13 protein-coding genes are annotated in these 16,427 nt (G+C 58.8%); 6 read left to right on the forward strand and 7 right to left on the reverse strand.

The window, feature by feature from the left end; all coding sequences use genetic code 11:
* Nucleotides 1-67: 67 nt before the first annotated feature.
* Entirely contained in the window at nucleotides 68-910 is an 843-nt protein-coding gene (locus tag GIW28_RS30650; RefSeq protein ID WP_329606428.1) for a BPSL0761 family protein, read from the reverse strand.
* A gap of 583 nt (nucleotides 911-1,493) precedes the next feature.
* Here GIW28_RS30650 and GIW28_RS09240 point away from each other — a divergent pair.
* Entirely contained in the window at nucleotides 1,494-2,372 is an 879-nt protein-coding gene (locus GIW28_RS09240) for a hypothetical protein (RefSeq protein ID WP_065910963.1), read from the forward strand.
* Nucleotides 2,373-2,719: 347 nt separating this feature from the next.
* Here the strand turns inward: GIW28_RS09240 and GIW28_RS09245 are convergent, their stop codons facing one another.
* Complete coding sequence (locus tag GIW28_RS09245) at nucleotides 2,720-3,694, reverse strand: DNA-binding protein (RefSeq protein WP_236445995.1); 975 nt, start codon at nucleotides 3,692-3,694, stop codon at nucleotides 2,720-2,722.
* A 174-nt stretch (nucleotides 3,695-3,868) separates the two neighbouring features.
* Between GIW28_RS09245 and GIW28_RS09250 the strand changes: the two genes are divergently transcribed.
* Both GIW28_RS09250 and GIW28_RS09255 read left to right on the forward strand, forming a co-directional pair.
* Nucleotides 3,869-4,780 (forward strand): site-specific integrase, encoded by a 912-nt coding sequence (locus tag GIW28_RS09250; RefSeq protein ID WP_236445997.1) that lies wholly within the window; start codon nucleotides 3,869-3,871, stop codon nucleotides 4,778-4,780.
* 1,304 nt (nucleotides 4,781-6,084) lie between these two features.
* A complete protein-coding gene (locus GIW28_RS09255; RefSeq protein WP_236445999.1) occupies nucleotides 6,085-6,633 on the forward strand; it encodes a hypothetical protein in 549 nt (182 codons plus the stop codon).
* 406 nt (nucleotides 6,634-7,039) lie between these two features.
* On the opposite strand, the gene GIW28_RS09260 is transcribed toward GIW28_RS09255, so the two are convergent.
* On the reverse strand, nucleotides 7,040-7,291 hold the full coding sequence (locus tag GIW28_RS09260; RefSeq protein WP_139114557.1) for a hypothetical protein: 252 nt from the start codon (nucleotides 7,289-7,291) through the stop codon (nucleotides 7,040-7,042).
* A gap of 1,354 nt (nucleotides 7,292-8,645) precedes the next feature.
* Here GIW28_RS09260 and GIW28_RS09265 point away from each other — a divergent pair.
* Nucleotides 8,646-10,685, forward strand: coding sequence for an NADPH-dependent 2,4-dienoyl-CoA reductase (locus tag GIW28_RS09265; protein WP_236446001.1), 2,040 nt, complete (start codon nucleotides 8,646-8,648; stop codon nucleotides 10,683-10,685).
* A gap of 56 nt (nucleotides 10,686-10,741) precedes the next feature.
* Entirely contained in the window at nucleotides 10,742-11,632 is an 891-nt protein-coding gene (locus GIW28_RS09270; RefSeq protein ID WP_176991383.1) for a 1-aminocyclopropane-1-carboxylate deaminase/D-cysteine desulfhydrase, read from the forward strand.
* Here the strand turns inward: GIW28_RS09270 and GIW28_RS09275 are convergent.
* The 3 genes from GIW28_RS09275 to GIW28_RS09285 all read right to left on the reverse strand — a co-directional run bounded on the left by GIW28_RS09275 (nucleotide 11,629) and on the right by GIW28_RS09285 (nucleotide 14,255).
* Nucleotides 11,629-12,174: a cytochrome b gene (locus GIW28_RS09275; RefSeq protein ID WP_017136480.1), complete on the reverse strand. Its 546-nt coding sequence runs from the start codon at nucleotides 12,172-12,174 to the stop codon at nucleotides 11,629-11,631. The genes GIW28_RS09270 and GIW28_RS09275 overlap by 4 nt on opposite strands.
* Before the next feature lie 114 nt (nucleotides 12,175-12,288).
* Nucleotides 12,289-13,116, reverse strand: a complete 828-nt coding sequence (phnX, locus tag GIW28_RS09280; protein ID WP_138453609.1) for a phosphonoacetaldehyde hydrolase — start codon at nucleotides 13,114-13,116, stop codon at nucleotides 12,289-12,291.
* A gap of 29 nt (nucleotides 13,117-13,145) precedes the next feature.
* The gene (locus GIW28_RS09285) at nucleotides 13,146-14,255 is read right to left on the reverse strand and encodes a 2-aminoethylphosphonate--pyruvate transaminase (protein ID WP_236446004.1); all 1,110 of its coding nucleotides are present in this window, start codon (nucleotides 14,253-14,255) and stop codon (nucleotides 13,146-13,148) included.
* Between the two features lie 114 nt (nucleotides 14,256-14,369).
* Here GIW28_RS09285 and GIW28_RS09290 point away from each other — a divergent pair, with 114 nt between their 5' ends.
* Nucleotides 14,370-15,227 (forward strand): LysR substrate-binding domain-containing protein, encoded by an 858-nt coding sequence (locus GIW28_RS09290; protein WP_017136483.1) that lies wholly within the window; start codon nucleotides 14,370-14,372, stop codon nucleotides 15,225-15,227.
* A gap of 117 nt (nucleotides 15,228-15,344) precedes the next feature.
* On the opposite strand, the gene GIW28_RS09295 is transcribed toward GIW28_RS09290, so the two are convergent.
* Complete coding sequence (locus GIW28_RS09295) at nucleotides 15,345-16,217, reverse strand: LysR substrate-binding domain-containing protein (protein ID WP_236490391.1); 873 nt, start codon at nucleotides 16,215-16,217, stop codon at nucleotides 15,345-15,347.
* Nucleotides 16,218-16,427 lie beyond the last annotated feature (210 nt).

A 16,427-nucleotide genomic window follows, 5' to 3' on the forward strand; every position in this document is an offset into this window, starting at 1 on the left:
TAATTCTCTCCCATACCCATGAACTGCCTTGGCGCCTGAATGATCGCTGCCAGGTAGTTTGGCCGCTTCAATCCGGCACGCTGTCCGATCGCTTTGCTTTTGCGGCTTTCAATACGTCCTGCGGGGCAATTTGAATGCGGTCTTTAGGGCGCTGACCACCGAGTGCGCTACAGGGCGTGTCGAACCAGAAGGCCAATCGCCAGTTATCCTCGATAGGGATCAGCGCCGTGATCACCGGAGCAAGTCCCGTGAGAGGTCGATAGGAGTTCTTGGCATCGAGAACGTATTTAGGGAAATAATCAGTGCCCAAATGACGCAGATAGAAAATCAGTCCGGAGGATTTCCACTTCTCCACCTGAAGATGGACAGTTTCCGATGGCAGCTCAGCCAAAGTGCCCAGCTCGCGGTCGGATATCCAGTCACCATTATTCAGCAGATTGATCTGTGCTTGCGCCAACGCTACACGCTCCCATAACGCCAGGGAGGACTCCGGCGTCTTGTAAATTGATCCTTGGGACATCAGGCACCTGGCCTCGTCAATGGCCAGTTCCAAGATGTCGAGAGTCGCCTGGCCGAGCCCGTCCGTGATCCTTACTGAAATTTTCTGCATGACTCTGCCCGGGGCTTTGAAGGTAATGACTGCTGTCACGTCATTGATCACAGATTGCACTGCTTTTAGTGGCGGGGCTTCCAGAGATGAGCTGAAAATCGGTCCAGCAATTTCCAGAATCGATCCGCCTTCCTCTTCAAGCCTGCCCGCCAGGAGAACGACGAAACGGCTCGGGTAATGACGCAGCAGGAATTTTGCGTTTTGCCGGACTCGGTAGGGAAGTGCCTGGTCCTGCGCTAACTCGGCCAAGAATTCCCCCGTCTGGACTACAGTTCTGGTGCGCTCATGTGGCATCGTCATGTCCACGACCTCCGTCGGTAGGGATGCTTAAGCGCAGCCCCAGTCGTTATCGGTGTTAGTGCGAGCATGCTCACGTCTGACGCTATGCTTTGTTGAGCCCGCTTGACGTGTGCTCCGGTTGTGGCGCCATTTCGTGACGCCGATGAATGGTGGTTACTCCTCAGCATGGCTCTAGCGGCCCGTGCATATTTCACGTCCGACGCATTGGCCACGAGACGTGCCAAGTCGTCCCACGGTCCACGCGACGCTGAAGTTGCCGGCACTAGCCACTTTCATCGGCGTGAATATTGGGGAACTTTTAACCCGTGCTGGACATTATCGTCGCTGATGGTTACGCCGAACTCCAGACCATCGAGAATGCAAAATCTATCAATTCAGATGATATTTTTTTAAAGAAAATCAATTAGTTAATAAATATATAAATCTTCGCATGTGTTATCTGCCCCATTGAAAATTTTCTGCTATCGGCCTCGCTTGCAGAGCGGTGTAGACGGACTACATTTTTTGTAGTGCTGCTACATGCTGGACGGATCGCAAGCGGATGTAGTCGCCTAACCATCCTGTTTCTAAGAGGAGGCTGCTCATGAGGGATAGCCGTCTGGATACCTCCGAGATCAGACGCGCGCGTGCGATCGCGTTCTCGATTTCGGTCGCCGAGGCGTATGGCTGCGCTAGCGATTCTCGGGAAGTGGCTGGCTGTGAGGCTACATTGGACAGGACCGTTCTCCCTGGTGAGGCAACCCCTCCTGAACTACTCAGGTTGTGGAGACGCCGGTTCATCGGGGCCGTCGCCTCTGAGCCTTCTCGAACTCTGCTGTATGAGCGATTTTCGGGACTGCGAGCAGTTTTCGATTCATCGCTGTGGTCGCTGTTGAAGCCTTCGTGCGGGCAGAGATCCATTGAAGAGATCGTCAGCGGCACGCGCATGGACGGCGAGGGGCTGGAGATATTTCGCTCGAACTCGCTCGCTCTGCTCTGCAGTTGTCCAGACTGGCATAACCTAGCTCCACTCTTGGCGATTCTACGGTCTCAGTCTCCACAATGGCTATTTGAAAGAAGCTGGTTACGCAAGAACTTCGCGGCTTGTTGCGAATTGATGTGCCTACGGCCTTCAGACAGAAAGCTGGCAGTGCCGCTCTGGAGCGCAGTCAAGATCCTGGTGGATCAAGGGCTGTTGGGAGATATCAAATATTGGCTGGACAGTGAACAGTCCTTTGACTACCTGCTGCAGGGGCAAATCCGTTTAGGTGAATGTCTTATCCGCCAAGGATGGGTATCTGGTTGGACCGACGACTGTATCGTGTGGCTGTGGTACTTGGGCGAGCGCTCTTGTTCTTGCACCGTAGATGCCTTGCGTTCGGCGGCGGAGGGCACTTCCGTCGAAAAACCTGCCGATTTGTATATGCGGGTCAGGCGCGCATCGGCGAAATTGGCGAGCACGGTCATCAGTATTCCGGCGTGAAGCTACGCAAGCAATAGCAGGGGTAGATCCAAAAGCTCATGGAGTCTTCCGCTGAGATTTTCCCGGTGTCTTCATTGATTGGCTAGGTTCGTGGAAGGGTGAATTAATGATGTTACTTCGCAGAGGTGCTCCACTTCTGTCGATTAAGCGGGCGGGGAAGGAGGAGAATAACGATAGCGCGAATAACTGCACACGCTTGCGCCGACTGGCGATCAAACATTGCATCAGAATATGCGCGGAAGGGGAGAGCTCGAAGATCCGTGGCACTGAGCCTCTCTGAGATTACTCTGTACGCTACCTGTAATAGCCCCTTGCTGAGCAGCTTCTGATGGCCCTTCTCAAAACCTTCATGGGCCCGGGTGGTCAATCTGGGCCAGGTGCATGAAAGCCTGCAGACGGTTTATTTGCTTGGCCTGAGCACGAATCAGCCGCTGATCTTGACGATGCGCCAACAGGTAATACTTTGCCTTCTCGTGCTGGGCTGCGAGATCACTCGCCATGGTTTCGCCGTCCTGGCGAGACTTGGCCAGAGCGGCATCTTGGCTGACCCGTTGCTGCTGGGTGAGGGCCACTTGACGTTCGAGCTGACGCAACTGTTGTTGGAGGTGTCCGTGCGCACTATTCGTGCGCTCAAGATCCCGATATAACTGGGTCAGTTCTTCTTGGCGCACCGTCAGTTGCTCGCGCAGACCACGCATCTCTATCTGAGCTTGGCCCATCTGTTCAGCATGACGTTGCAGCTCTTCCTGACGCTGGATCTGATGCTGCTCGCGGTAGTGACTCATGGCCTCCCGGGCCTGCTGGTGCTTCATTTCCAGTGATCGGATTTGCCCTAGCCGCTCCTCGAGCAGTTGTACCTGTTGCCGGCAGGCTTCCTCCAGACGCTGCCGTTCACCTTCAATGCGCTGTAATTGGCTATTGAGTTCCACCTCGCGCTGACTCAATACGCGGTATTCGTCGCCTTGGGCGGTATGAGCGATTTGCAATTGCTCAAAGCGCGCACTGTCCACTGCGCGCTGTTGCTGATAGGCCGCCTGTTGGCGCTCGAGGCGGGCGCGATCCGCGGCCACACTATCCTGTGCCTCGCGGGCCAGCCGTGCAGCTACACTCTGAATGAATGCTTGTAGTTCCTCGGATAGGCTTACCCGTGGCGGCTGCGGCTCGGCGTCCGCCAGCTCACGCAGGTAGCGATTTATGGTGGTCTTAGAGCCGGTGTGACCCAGTTCGGTCCGCACCGCCTCAATGCTCGGTACCAAGCCGCGCGCCAGCAAGGCATCGCGCGCGCACTGAACCTGCGCTTTGTTGATTCCAGAACGGGCCATGGCTTGCTCCGATTTTTTCGTACCGTTCAAGCAGTATGGATGTACACGTGTACAACCGTGACGCCCACACCTAGAAATCGGACAGACTGGGGTTCGAGAATCCTGAATTCTCAAACGTGATAAGCGGTTTTCGCCTTTCATGCCCACGCGGCGGTATGCAATGAGAAGTGCGAGATGAGTTCTGCAACTGACCGTTATCTCAAGGCGGCGCGCCGAGCGAGCACCGAGCGTCGCTACCAGCGAGCGCTCGAACATTATGAACAGGAGTGGGGCGGACTGCTGCCGGCGTCCGGTGATAGCGTGGTGCGTTATCTAGCAGGGCACGCCGAGCAGCTGTCGGTCGGCACGCTGCGCACCCACCTGGCCGCCCTGGCCCAGTGGCACCAACAACACGGCTTTGTCGATCCTACTAAGCTGCCGCAGGTGCGCGACGTCCTGCGCGGGATCCAGGCCGAGCACCCGCAGCCGGTCAAGCAGGCCCGCGCGCTGCAACTCAATGCGCTGGAGGCTTGTATCGAGGCTTTACAGGCGCAGCGGAACAGCGAAGACGCAAGTGTTCGCCTGCGCGCCTATCGCGATCAGGCCCTGGTCCTGATGGGCTTCTGGCGCGCTTTACGCGCGGACGACCTGTGTCGCTTGCAGGTGGAGCATGTTCGGCTGGACGCCGGGCAGGGGCTGGAGCTGTTCCTGGGCAGCGGCAAGACCGATCGCAGTCATCGTGGCCGGACCTTCACCTTGCCGGCGTTGAAACGCTTGTGTCCGGTTCAGGCTTATGAGGATTGGCTGGCGCAGAGCGGTTTCGAACAGGGGCCGGTGTTCCGGGCGATCGATCGCTGGGGCCATATCCGGGCGACGGGGCTGAACCCGAACAGCATCTCACGTCTTTTACGCCTGGCGTTCGCCCGCAACGGTCTCGACGGCGAACGCTACAGCAGCCATTCGCTGCGCCGCGGGTTCGCCACGTGGGCCAGCCGCAATGCTTGGGGGACCAAGGCACTGATGGATTATGTGGGCTGGCGCGACGTTCAGTCAGCCACCCGCTACATCGATGGACACGCGCCGTTTGGTGAGTGGCGGCGTGAGTGAGACCGCCACCGGGGCGGTAGCCGATGCGAATTTTTCTCACCGGTACTGGCGCCGCGCACCCTGATCGCCTTGATCAATCACGGCCTGTCGGCCGCGATGTATTAAGCTCGCGCCATCCGGTAAGTGCAAAGAGATGCCGGCGGTATTACTGACGAGCTCGCTTCAACGCATCGGCAGGTGCCATGGCGAGGACGTCTGGCATTCCTGCGGCCATTAACTTCAATTCCATCTCCGACCCCAGTAATCCCAACCAAGGGGACGATCTTGAATAGTGGTCTCACAATTCAGGGTCGGCCGCCAGCTTGTGCGATCTGCATTCCGCCAGTACAACAGGAATTGCCCCGACATAGCCGTACAGCAGGGCGAGCGCTTTGAACGGTAAGGTTGAGCGCTACATGCTGGCGCACGTTTACGTGCAGGATTGCTAGGATTTGCATGAGGTGGAGGACGTATAGCCAGTGGGAACAATGAGCACCTTCGGTCAAGTAGAAAAACCAGCTCGGCTCTGGTTCATGCTCGGCAAAGTGCTCAAGCGCCAGGGCAAAATCTCCTCGGGTAAGTGTGGCGAATTCGGTCGCGATGGGCGTGGCTGTGCGAAACATCGTCCTGATGGGCGACCAGATGCAATTGTCGCAGCCGGTGCAGGCGTGCATCCGGGCCGCTCGGACGTTTCCAACCTCGATGAATTTAGAGAATTAAAATTTTGCGGAAGGGTACCGTGTTTCGCGGCCTATAGCCTCTCGTGGAGGAAACGCAAAACTGTCGCAACCGGAACCGACGCGGCCTTAACGTATATTCAAGCGTGCCCGCGGTTGGTGAGCGGTTGATCCCAATATCTCGCGCCGCGCTGGGAGCTCTGACTGGTTAGGGCTGTGGTTGCGGAGAAATGACGGGACTTAGAGAGGCAGCGGTCATTTCTGATCGTCATGACGTTTTGACGATCCCTCAGCAGCCCTTCGACTGCCAGCGAGTATCCCAATAGGTTCGTCAACCTCCGCTTGTGCCGCAGCGTTGATAAAACGCCCAACATTGGGTTTAGAAGCCAGGGTGGCCCTGGCAGCTTTGATGAACTGATCTTGCATCAGCCACTTATCTGTTCTGACTTTACGGCGCCCCTTCATTTTCTACCTCGCTGGTCGAATTGATGCTGCGGCATCTCGGCCCTGACGGCTACATGAACTAGTGGTCGAAATCTGGAGTAGCATTTCTGTACCGTCGTGGCCGCTGGTCGAGCACTTCGACGCCGGCAGGGTGAGTCAACAATTTCTGAATATACTGAAAATTACCCAAGGACGAGTGGGTGCATGTTCAACGAGCTCTTTGAGTGGCGCCTCGCAGATTATTCACAAAAGGTGCTCGATATCATCATCGACTGCTTCCTCCCGGCAGAATCAATCCCTCGATCGCTTCTGGACAAGGGTGTAGCTCAAGGCACCATCCGCTCCGGGATCTTCGAGAGCGGGGACTGGATTTCACGAGGGCAGTGGCTTCAGCTGGCATCCGCCAGCAGTCACGAGGTGGTCGTTGATCCCGATCAGATGCTCGCTGATGGGCGGATTTTTTCACTACGGCCTGGCAAAGTCGATTTCTTCCCTATTTATGGGTTGGATGGCACGAACGGCTACCGGCCAATCGAAAGCCTTCATAAGACGCTCTCAATCCTGAGCGCCAGGATGAACGCATGGTCAATAGCTGCATGGTTTCAGTCCGAAAATTCGACGCTTGGCGGGATAGCACCAAAGGCCCTGCTCGCGCTCGCGCCAGACAGAGTGCTCGCCGCTGCTGAACGCAAACCTCGAAAGCGCACTAAGAGCAAACCAAGGCGTGGCTCCTCCCCACCCGACAGCCGTTGACCGGTCGTGCCTCAGGCGTCAAGTCGAGCACGGCTCACAAATCTCATAAAACGAGAAGATGAGGGCCTGCCCGATGAAAATCACGAGCCGCATGGGGGGCGGCGTAGTCACCGACGTACGTTGCGACCGACGTGTGCGATTGCTCCATGCGCCTAGACAGCGGCAACGTCGAGTACGGGGTTCTATTGGCCTACTGAGGTTACGGCGCGTCATACGAGGGTGCGCAGTACGAAGTGCATCTGTGCGAGGGCTGCTTCTTCGGCGCCCTCGTATACCTTAGACAGGCACGACGCATCCAAAACATGTTCCGCGATACCGCTCAGTCCGCAGAAGCCGTGTAGCATTGACAAAGAGTTAGGGCCATATCAAGTATAAAGCGCCATCACAATCCGCCCGATTGCATCTCTCACTTGGGCTTTCTGTTTTCGGGTAGTCTCGACATTTCGTCCATATCGTCCAGACGGCAGAGTTCAATATAGTGCTGAAACTTAGCCACATTCGCGAAGTCCTTCTGAGCGGCAAGATTGGTCGCGCGATTATTGATTAGCTCCTGCTCAATAACTGCCGCTGCTGCATCTATGTAAATAAGCTGATTCGCCCGACAGAGCTTAACGAGGAATTGTGCCAAACGCAGTGCGCCCGGGTCGAGGTTCATCACGTGCCTTACCTCGCCTAGGTGGCGTCCGGAGCACCCTGCCCACATGACGCTCACGGCATGCCCCTCTCTGCAAAGGGCTTGTCGCAAAACTGACATTTCTTCAGCAATTCAACATTGTGCTTAGCCCACACTTTAACCTCAGGAAGAAAGCGACGCCAATACGTGTATCCCAGATTTTGGCGAACCTCGTCGGCGCAGGCAGGGAAGTAAGCGCTCTGCTCCGACGCTCTGTCGAGCTTCTCGTATATGAATAAGTAATCACGAGCTGAAAATGAATGGTTGAATCTTGACTTAAAAGCAGCTTTCAAGGGATGGTTAGTATGTTGACGAAGTAGTCTGTTGAAAGCCAAAGCATCCGTGCCAGCCGAGATGATCAAAAATTAATTTTACCTGCCTAGAGCTCCAATTACAGCGTGATAAACTTTCTGCAACTTTGTTGTCGAGAACAAGATTTTGGATGAACGGGTTTCGTTTAGCATGCGAACGTAAAGATTCGTCGTTCTGAATTCGCGTTATCAGGCGCTCGCCAAGACAGGCAGGAAGGTCGTGGGAAGTTAGAATCAGAGGCGTGACAGGAGCCGAGGTGGGTGACCCTCGTTGACTCCTGCGACGGCCATAATTTTCTTGAGACAGCTTTAATTTTCTAAAATCATTGAAGAGTCCATTCCCATTGAAACCCCTGGACAGCACCAGTGTGTCATCGTGTCTGCAACGAGAAAGCGGCTTGCGATTTTTGAAGGGTGATTGGCGATCTCCCATTTGCATTCTTACGACGTTCAAATCGACATTACTAACATTATGTTTTGCGGGAAAGCACCATTGTGAGTTCTCTATGAGCGATCGAAGTGAAGGTACGAAATAAAGTCTGTCGGAAATAAATAAAAGCTGTCGCTGGCGCCTTCGAACCCCCCGATTGAGTAACCGGTGACACTTTTTTTCCGGGCCACCGTGCTCGGGACGCACTTCAGGGTTTTGACGAGCAAATGATCTACTGCACATCCGGCCGTATAGACAACTGGGCATAGCAGCTATTGTGGAAGATATCTTAGGCACTATTGCACCCTTTTTGCGGTGTTGCCCCTGGTTTCATCTTCTAAACCGGAGTTCGCAAGGCACGTGGTTTTCATTTTTAAGTGCAAATAATCTCATCACAAGTGAAAACCCATGCAGGGTTCGCCGACTAGGGTAGGGCTGATGCACCGGCTTGCCAAGGGGCACTGTGCATTTGGATCAATAACTTGTCAGTTACGGTCATTGAGCGGTCGTCCATCGCCTCTTAGTCTGTGGGACATAAACCGATGGCAAGCCGTTCGAGCCTGCCACGTCCCGTGATGATCCGTTGTGGAGCTGTACCATGACCGCTGCTGCCTACCCGCACCTGCTGGCCCCGTTGGACCTGGGTTTTACCACCTTGCGCAACCGCACCCTGATGGGCTCGATGCACACCGGCCTGGAAGAAAAGCCCGGCGGCTTCGAACGTATGGCCGCCTATTTTGCCGAGCGCGCCCGTGGCGGCGTTGGCCTGATGGTCACCGGCGGCATCGGCCCGAACGATGAAGGCGGCGTATATGCCGGTGCCGCCAAACTGACCACCGACGAAGAAGCGCAAAAGCACAAGATTGTGACCCAGGCCGTGCACGCAGCGGGCGGCAAGATCTGCATGCAGATCCTCCACGCCGGTCGTTATGCCTACAGCCCCAAGCAGGTGGCGCCGAGCGCGATCCAGGCGCCGATCAACCCGTTCAAGCCCAAGAAGCTGGACGAGGAGGGCATCGAGAAGCAGATCCAGGATTTCGTCACCTGCTCGCTGCTGGCCCAGGTGGCCGAGTACGACGGCGTGGAAATCATGGGGTCCGAAGGCTACTTCATTAACCAGTTCCTCGCCGCCCACACCAACCATCGCACCGACCGTTGGGGTGGCAGCTACGAAAACCGCATGCGCCTGGCCGTGGACATCGTGCGCCGGGTACGCGAAGCAGTAGGTCCGAACTTCATCATTATCTTCCGCCTGTCGATGCTCGACCTGGTGGAAGGCGGCAGCACCTGGGAAGAGATCGTGCAACTGGCCAAGGCCATCGAAGGCGCCGGTGCGAGCATTATCAACACCGGTATCGGCTGGCACGAAGCGCGTATCCCCACCATCGCCACCAAGGTGCCGCGTGGTGCGTTCAGCAAGGTCACCGCCAAGCTGCGTGGCGCGGTGCAGATTCCGTTGATCACCACCAACCGCATCAACACCCCGGAAATAGCCGAGCAGATTCTGGCTGAAGGCGATGCGGACATGGTCTCGATGGCGCGCCCGTTCCTGGCCGACCCGGAGTTCGTCAACAAGGCCGCTGCCGGCCGCGCGGATGAAATCAACACCTGCATCGGCTGCAACCAGGCCTGCCTGGATCACACCTTTGGCGGCAAGCTGACCACCTGCCTGGTCAACCCGCGTGCCTGCTACGAGACCGAGCTGAACTACCTGCCGGTCAAGCAGATCAAGAAAATTGCGGTGGTCGGTGCCGGGCCTGCGGGGCTGGCGGCGGCCACCGTGGCGGCTGAGCGCGGCCACCAGGTGACCCTGTTCGATTCGGCCAGCGAGATCGGCGGCCAGTTCAATATCGCCAAGCGCGTGCCGGGCAAAGAAGAGTTCTTCGAAACCCTGCGCTACTTCAAGCGCAAATTGCAGACCACCCACGTCGAGCTGTGCCTCAACACCCGCGTGGATGTGGCGCAACTGGCGGCGGGCGATTACGACGAGATCATCCTGGCCACCGGCATTGCGCCGCGCACGCCGGCGATTCCGGGCGTCGACAACGCCAAGGTGCTGAGCTACCTGGATGTGATTCTGGAGCGCAAGCCGGTGGGCAAGCGCGTGGCGGTGATCGGCGCCGGCGGCATCGGCTTCGACGTCTGCGAGTTCCTCGTGCACGAGGGCGTGTCCACCAGCCTGGACCGCGAGGCGTTCTGGAAAGAGTGGGGCATCGACACCCAACTGCAAGCCCGTGGCGGTGTGGCCGGCATCAAGCCGCAACCCCACGCACCGGCACGTGAAGTGTTCCTGCTGCAACGCAAGACCTCCAAGGTCGGCGATGGCCTGGGCAAGACCACCGGCTGGATCCACCGCACTGGCTTGAAGAACAAGCAGGTGCAGATGCTCAACAGCGTTGAGTACCTGAAGATTGATGACGATGGCCTGCATATCCGCATCGGCGCCGAGGGTGAGCCGCAGGTGCTGGCGGTGGACAATATCGTCATCTGCGCCGGGCAAGACCCACTGCGCGAACTGCAGGATGGGCTGGTCGCGGCCGGCCAGAATGTGCACCTGATCGGCGGCGCCGATGTGGCGGCCGAACTGGATGCCAAGCGCGCCATCAACCAGGGTTCGCGTCTGGCTGCCGCGCTGTAAAACGATCCAAGGGGCGGTGTTAGACTACCGCCCCTTTTTCATTCAGATATCCCCCGATGGGTCCCTTCGACTGGTTTCCCCAGGCACCGCTTGAACCTTTGCAGCTCGACTGGCTGAACGGGGTCGAGTTGGCGGTGCTGCGCCTGGACTGCATCGATCCACTGATCAGCGGCAACAAGTGGTTCAAGCTCACCCAGCACCTGGCCAATGCGCAACAGGCCGGTGCCAATGGGATCATCAGCCTGGGCGGCGCTCATTCCAACCATCTGCACGCGTTGGCGGCGGCCGGCAAACATTTTGATTTCCCCACCGTCGGCCTGTTGCGCGGCCACCCTCAAGACACGCCCACCATCCTTGATCTGAAAGCCTTCGGCATGCACCTGCATTGGCTGGGGTACGGCGGTTATCGTGCGCGTCACGACGCCGGTTTCTGGCGGCCATGGCGCGAACAGTATCCCCATCTTTATCCCGTGCCCGAGGGCGGCGGTGGAAGGGCCGGCGCAATGGGTTGCGGGGTGTTGGTTGAGCAGGTGCGCGCTCAACTGAACAGGCTCGGCTGGGCTGATTACGACGCGTGGTGGTTGGCGGCGGGCACCGGCACCACACTGGCCGGGTTGGCGCTGGCAGAGGCGGGCGTGCATCCGGTGTTCGGCGCCTTGGCGGTGCCGGATGATCACGGGGTTGCCCAGAACGTGCAGGCCATCGTGCAGCACGGCTATGAATTGCTGGACGCGAGCCGAGGCGGCTTCGCCAAGGTCGACCCGTTATTGCTCGATTTTATCCAGGCGACGGAACAGGCAGGCGGCTTACCGTTGGAGCCGCTCTATACTGGCAAGGCCTTGCTGGCGTTGAAGCAACAGATCGAGGCCGGACGCTTCGCCCCCGGCACTCGCTTGATCTTCGTGCACACCGGCGGCCTACAAGGCCGCCGGAGCATGGAGAGCTAGCGCTTGGGCATCATGCGTAACACGGTGTTATCGCGCATGAAGTAATGGTGATACAGGCCGGCCACGGCATGCAGGCCGATCAGCCAATAACCGACGGTGCCGCCCAGCTCGTGCCATTCTTTGATCTGTTTGGACAGGTCTTTGTTTTCGCCAATCAAGGGCGGCAACTCGATCCCGTAAAACATCACGGAATGGCCCTGGGCACTGACGATCAGCCAGCCGAAAATCGGCATGCCGATCATGAACAGGTACAGCGCCAGATGCATCAGTGTTGCCAGTGCCGATTGCCATTGCGGCGGTGCCGGCACGATCTTTGGTGCAACGCCCAAGGTGCGGGCAAACAGGCGCAGCCATACCAGCACAAACACTGTCAGGCCGAACATGTAGTGCATTTCTACAATCAGGGCCCGCCCGCCACTGCCTTTGGGAAAGATCCCGCGAAACTCAATGCAGGCGTAAACCACCGCCAGCAGCACCACCATCAACCAGTGCAGCGCAATCGACATGGTGCTGTAGCGGGTATCGGAGTTTTTCCACGGCATCGCTTGGTTCCTCACTCATCAGGGCATACTTCCGTTCTTTCGCGACGGAATCCTATAACTGTATGCCGGTTTTGAGCGGTGCGCCTGACGTAAATGCTGTTGTTTTGATCTCAATCAGTCGCTTTGCGGCATTTCACCGCGGGCCAGGCGCTGGTTGATATCGGTGATCACCGCAGGCAGGTCGTTGATGGTGTCGATCAGGTAGTGCGGTCGCGAACCCTCGAACAACTTCTCGATGCGTGTGCGCTCGCTGGCCAGGGCGGCGGCGTCCAGGTCACGAAATTGCTCGTAGGTCAGGCCCAGCGCATTGCCGGAGCAGGTCAGTGCCACGGTCCACATGCCGGCGCGACGGCCTTCGAGGATGCCCGGTACGGTATCGTCGACCTTCACGCACGCCGCCACATCGTCAATGCCCAGCGCGATCACGTTGGCCAGTGCCTGGGCGGGCCACGGGCGGCCGTTGGGCACTTCGTCGGTGGCGACCACGTGGTCGGCGATGTAGCCGTTGGTGGCGGCCAGGGCGACCACCTTGTCCATCACCTGTTTGGGGTAGCCGGAGCAGGAGCCTATCTTGATGCCTTGCACACGCAGGCGGGCGATGGTGTCGAGGGCACCGGGGATCAAGGCCGAGTGCTCGGCGATTTTCTCGATCTGCAAGGGCATGAAACGCTGGTAGATCGAGGTCACGTCGTCATCGGTCGGCGTGCGGCCAAAGGCTTTGCGGTAGCGTTCGGCGACCTGCGGTTGGTCGCAGAGCGTGCGGATATGGTCCCACTTGCCCATGCCCATCGGGCCACGGGCTTCTTCGATGGAGACTTGCACGTCGAACTCGGCAAACGCCTCGACAAAGATCTGCGTGGGCGCGAAAGAGCCGAAGTCGACCACGGTGCCGGCCCAGTCGAGGATCACGGCCTGGAGGGTGTTGGGGTTTTGATAGTTCATGGTTCAAGTCCTGTGGGTAATGGGGGCAATCAGATGTCCAGCACTTCCATTTCTTGCAGCACCTGGCCGATCGCCTCGACCGCCGCCTGCATGCCCTGCGCGTCAACGTGGCCGATGCAGCCGACGCGGAAGGTTTCTACTTGGGTCAATTTGCCGGGGTAGAGAATGAAACCCTTGGCCTTGACCCGCTCGTAGAAGTCCTTGAACTGGTAGCGCGGGTCTTTTGGCGCATGGAAGGTGACGATGATCGGCGCCTGGATGGCCGCTGGCAGGAAGCTGCGCAGGCCCAGTGCGGCCATGCCGTCGAGCAGCGTCCGGCAGTTGTCGGCGTAGCGTTGATGGCGTGCGGGCAGGCCGCCTTCTTCCTGGTATTGCAGCAAGGCTTCGTGCAGCGCGGCGACCACGTGGGTCGGCGGGGTGAAGCGCCATTGGCCGGTCTTGGCCATGTAGCTGTGCTGGTCGAACAAGTCCATTGCCAGGGAATGGCAGTTGCCTTGGGCGCCCGCCAGTGCCTGTTTGTCGGCGAAGACAAAGCCCATGCCCGGCACGCCTTCCAGGCACTTGCCCGAGGCGGCGATCAGCGCGTCAAACGGCACTTCGCGGGCGTCGATCGGCAGTGCGCCGAAGGAACTCATGGCGTCGATGATCAGGCGTTTATCGTGCTGTTTAACCACCTGCGCGATGTCCGGCAGCGGGTTGAGAATGCCGGTGCTGGTTTCGCAGTGGATCAACGCGACGTGAGTGATCGCCGGGTCGGCGTGCAGCAGGCGGTCGACGTCGGCGGCGGTAGTGGGTTCGTCTTCAGCGGTTTCGAAGGTGCTGAAGTCGCGGCCGAGCACTTCGCAGATCTTCGCCAGGCGCTTGCCGTAGGCGCCGTTGATCAGCACCAGTACCTTGCCGTTGCGCGGCACCAGGGTGCCAATGGCCGCTTCGACGGCAAAGGTGCCGCTGCCTTGCAGGGGCACGCAGTGGTGGCTGTCGGTGGCGTGCAGGATCGCCAGCAATTGTGTGCAGACGCTGGCGGTCAGTTGGTTGAAGCGGTCATCCCATGACCCCCAATCCACCATCATTGCCTGACGGGTGCGGTTCGAAGTGGTCAAGGGGCCAGGGGTTAGCAGGATCGGCGCGGCAGTGCTCATCTCAAGTCCTCGCAAGGTCATTGGGGGGTGAAGCTACGGCGCCTAAATTGCAGTTTGGCTTGTCATCAATCAAATTGTTTGTTGTTATGCGAGCTATCAGTGAGGCCGATAGCTATGAATTTGTTTCAACTGCGTGCATTCGATGCCGTGGCCCGCGAGGGCAGCTTTACCCGTGCCGCCGCACGGCTGTTCATCAGCCAGCCGGCGGTGACCGGGCACATCAAGGCCCTGGAAGAGCACTACCAGATCGCGCTGTTGCGCCGTACCGCCCGGCGGGTGGAATTGACCGAGGAGGGCACGCGTCTGGCCGCGATCACTCGGGCAATTTTCGGTCTGGTGGATGAAGCGCAGGCGTTGCTCGAAGCCAATCGGCAGTTGCTCAGCGGACGCCTGGAAGTGGCCGCGGACGGCCCGCATCTGGTGATGCCGATGATCGCCAGCCTGCGTGCCCGTTACCCCGGCATCACCGTGAACCTGCGTCTGGGCAATGCCCAGGAAACCCTGGCGGCGCTGCTCTCCGAGCATGCGGATGTGGCGGTGCTGACGGAGGTGGAGCCGCGCAATGGCCTGCACCTGCAGCCGTTGAGTGAGTCGCGGATTTGCGCGCTTGTCCCGGCCAGCCACCCGTGGGCGGCACTGCCCAAGGGCATTCGCCTGGAACAGCTCAACGAGGTGATCATGGTATTGCGCGAGCCCAGCTCCATCACGCGGCGAACCTTCGATGATGCGTGTGGAGCTGCGGGTGTGCAGCCCAAGGTGCTGCTGGAACTGGACAGCCGCGAGGCGGTGACCGAAGCCGTGGCGGCCGAGTTGGGCGTAGGCGTGGTGTCGTCAATGGAAGTCAGCCAGGACCCGCGTGTGCAGGCCGTGACGATTCAGGGCGATGGGTTGTTGAACCGGCATATGCTCGGCTGTATGGAGCGGCGCCGCTCGTTGCGGCTGATTCAGGCGTTCTTTGAGTTGGCGTCTTGAGTTGAAGACCGAGTCGAGGCCATCGCGGGCAAGCCCGGCTCCCACATTGGTCCGGTTACTCATGTACTACTCGGTCAACTGTGGGAGCCGGGCTTGCCCGCGATGAGGCCCTAAAACTCAGCGCAAACTGTCCCGCACAATATCGAGAAACGTCGCCACCACCCGCCGCGAACTCTGCTCCTTGAGGCACACCAGCGTTTCCTTCATGCGCTGGCTGCAATCGCGGATCGGCAGGGCATACCCCCGCGAGTCGGCGCCGAGTTCCGCTGCCGACACCACGCCCACACCAATCCCCACCACCACCGCCTCCCGCGCGGCTTCGCGGCCTTCCACCTGGATCGCCGGGCGGATGCGCAGCCCGGCCTGACGCATTTCCTGCTCCAGGGTCTGACGGGTGACCGAGCCGATTTCCCGCAGTACCAGCGGCGTGTCATCCAGGTCGGCGAGGCAGATGGATTCACGCCCAGCCCACGGGTGGTTGCGCGCCACAAAGGCGAGTAGCTGCTCATCGGGCAGCGGCAACGACAGCAGGCGTTCATCGTCGACATCGCGCCCCAGCAGGGCCAGGTCGGCCTGGTAGTTGTACAGGCGAAACAGCGATTCATCCGTGTTGCCGGTTTCGATCTTCACGCTGATCCCCGGATATAACTGGCAGAAGCGTGCGATCTGCGGCAACACGTGCACGGGCGCGTCCACGGCCAGGGTGAGGGTGCCGGTGAGCAGGGCGCGGGAGTCTTGCAACAGCTCTTCGGCTTCGGCCTCGATCACAAACAGGCGCTGGGTGATGCCGAGCAGACGCTCGCCCAGGTCGGTGAGGCGCACGGCGCGTTTGTTGCGGTGAAACAGCAGCACGCCGAAGCGTTCTTCGAGCTTGCGCACCTGGTCGGAAATCGCCGGTTGCGTCAGGAACAGGCGTTCAGCGGCCTGAGTGAAACTGCCGTGTACGGCCACGGCGTGGAAGGCTTTGAGCTGGGCGTGGGAAACCGACATCGCAGATCCTCTTACAAGCTGAGCTTATAGGTGAAATACGATAAATCGATTTTACCTATTAGTCAGCCATTGCTTTGATACGCCAACCGCCGACGGCTGAGTCCTACAACCGCGGCGGCCATGGGTTCTGGCAAACCGGACCCATCTGACCAATGCCGCGCCCTCCAGGGCTTGGCATTGCAGTGCTCAACCATAAAAACAACAGGCATT

The organism is Pseudomonas sp. PA-5-4B (assembly GCF_021606215.1).
GTDB lineage: Bacteria > Pseudomonadota > Gammaproteobacteria > Pseudomonadales > Pseudomonadaceae > Aquipseudomonas > Aquipseudomonas edaphica.

What these genes read in the sequence shown, in the direction of transcription:
- phnX (WP_138453609.1), bottom strand. Translation starts at nt 13,116, where the DNA reads ATGAACTATCAAAACCCCAACACCCTCCAGGCCGTGATCCTCGACTGG.
- GIW28_RS09240 (WP_065910963.1), top strand. Translation starts at nt 1,494, where the DNA reads ATGAGGGATAGCCGTCTGGATACCTCCGAGATCAGACGCGCGCGTGCG.
- GIW28_RS09290 (WP_017136483.1), top strand. Translation starts at nt 14,370, where the DNA reads ATGAATTTGTTTCAACTGCGTGCATTCGATGCCGTGGCCCGCGAGGGC.
- GIW28_RS09255 (WP_236445999.1), top strand. Translation starts at nt 6,085, where the DNA reads ATGTTCAACGAGCTCTTTGAGTGGCGCCTCGCAGATTATTCACAAAAG.
- GIW28_RS09250 (WP_236445997.1), top strand. Translation starts at nt 3,869, where the DNA reads ATGAGTTCTGCAACTGACCGTTATCTCAAGGCGGCGCGCCGAGCGAGC.
- GIW28_RS09295 (WP_236490391.1), bottom strand. Translation starts at nt 16,217, where the DNA reads ATGTCGGTTTCCCACGCCCAGCTCAAAGCCTTCCACGCCGTGGCCGTA.
- GIW28_RS09265 (WP_236446001.1), top strand. Translation starts at nt 8,646, where the DNA reads ATGACCGCTGCTGCCTACCCGCACCTGCTGGCCCCGTTGGACCTGGGT.
- GIW28_RS09285 (WP_236446004.1), bottom strand. Translation starts at nt 14,255, where the DNA reads ATGAGCACTGCCGCGCCGATCCTGCTAACCCCTGGCCCCTTGACCACT.
- GIW28_RS09245 (WP_236445995.1), bottom strand. Translation starts at nt 3,694, where the DNA reads ATGGCCCGTTCTGGAATCAACAAAGCGCAGGTTCAGTGCGCGCGCGAT.
- GIW28_RS09270 (WP_176991383.1), top strand. Translation starts at nt 10,742, where the DNA reads ATGGGTCCCTTCGACTGGTTTCCCCAGGCACCGCTTGAACCTTTGCAG.
- GIW28_RS09275 (WP_017136480.1), bottom strand. Translation starts at nt 12,174, where the DNA reads ATGCCGTGGAAAAACTCCGATACCCGCTACAGCACCATGTCGATTGCG.
- GIW28_RS30650 (WP_329606428.1), bottom strand. Translation starts at nt 910, where the DNA reads ATGACGATGCCACATGAGCGCACCAGAACTGTAGTCCAGACGGGGGAA.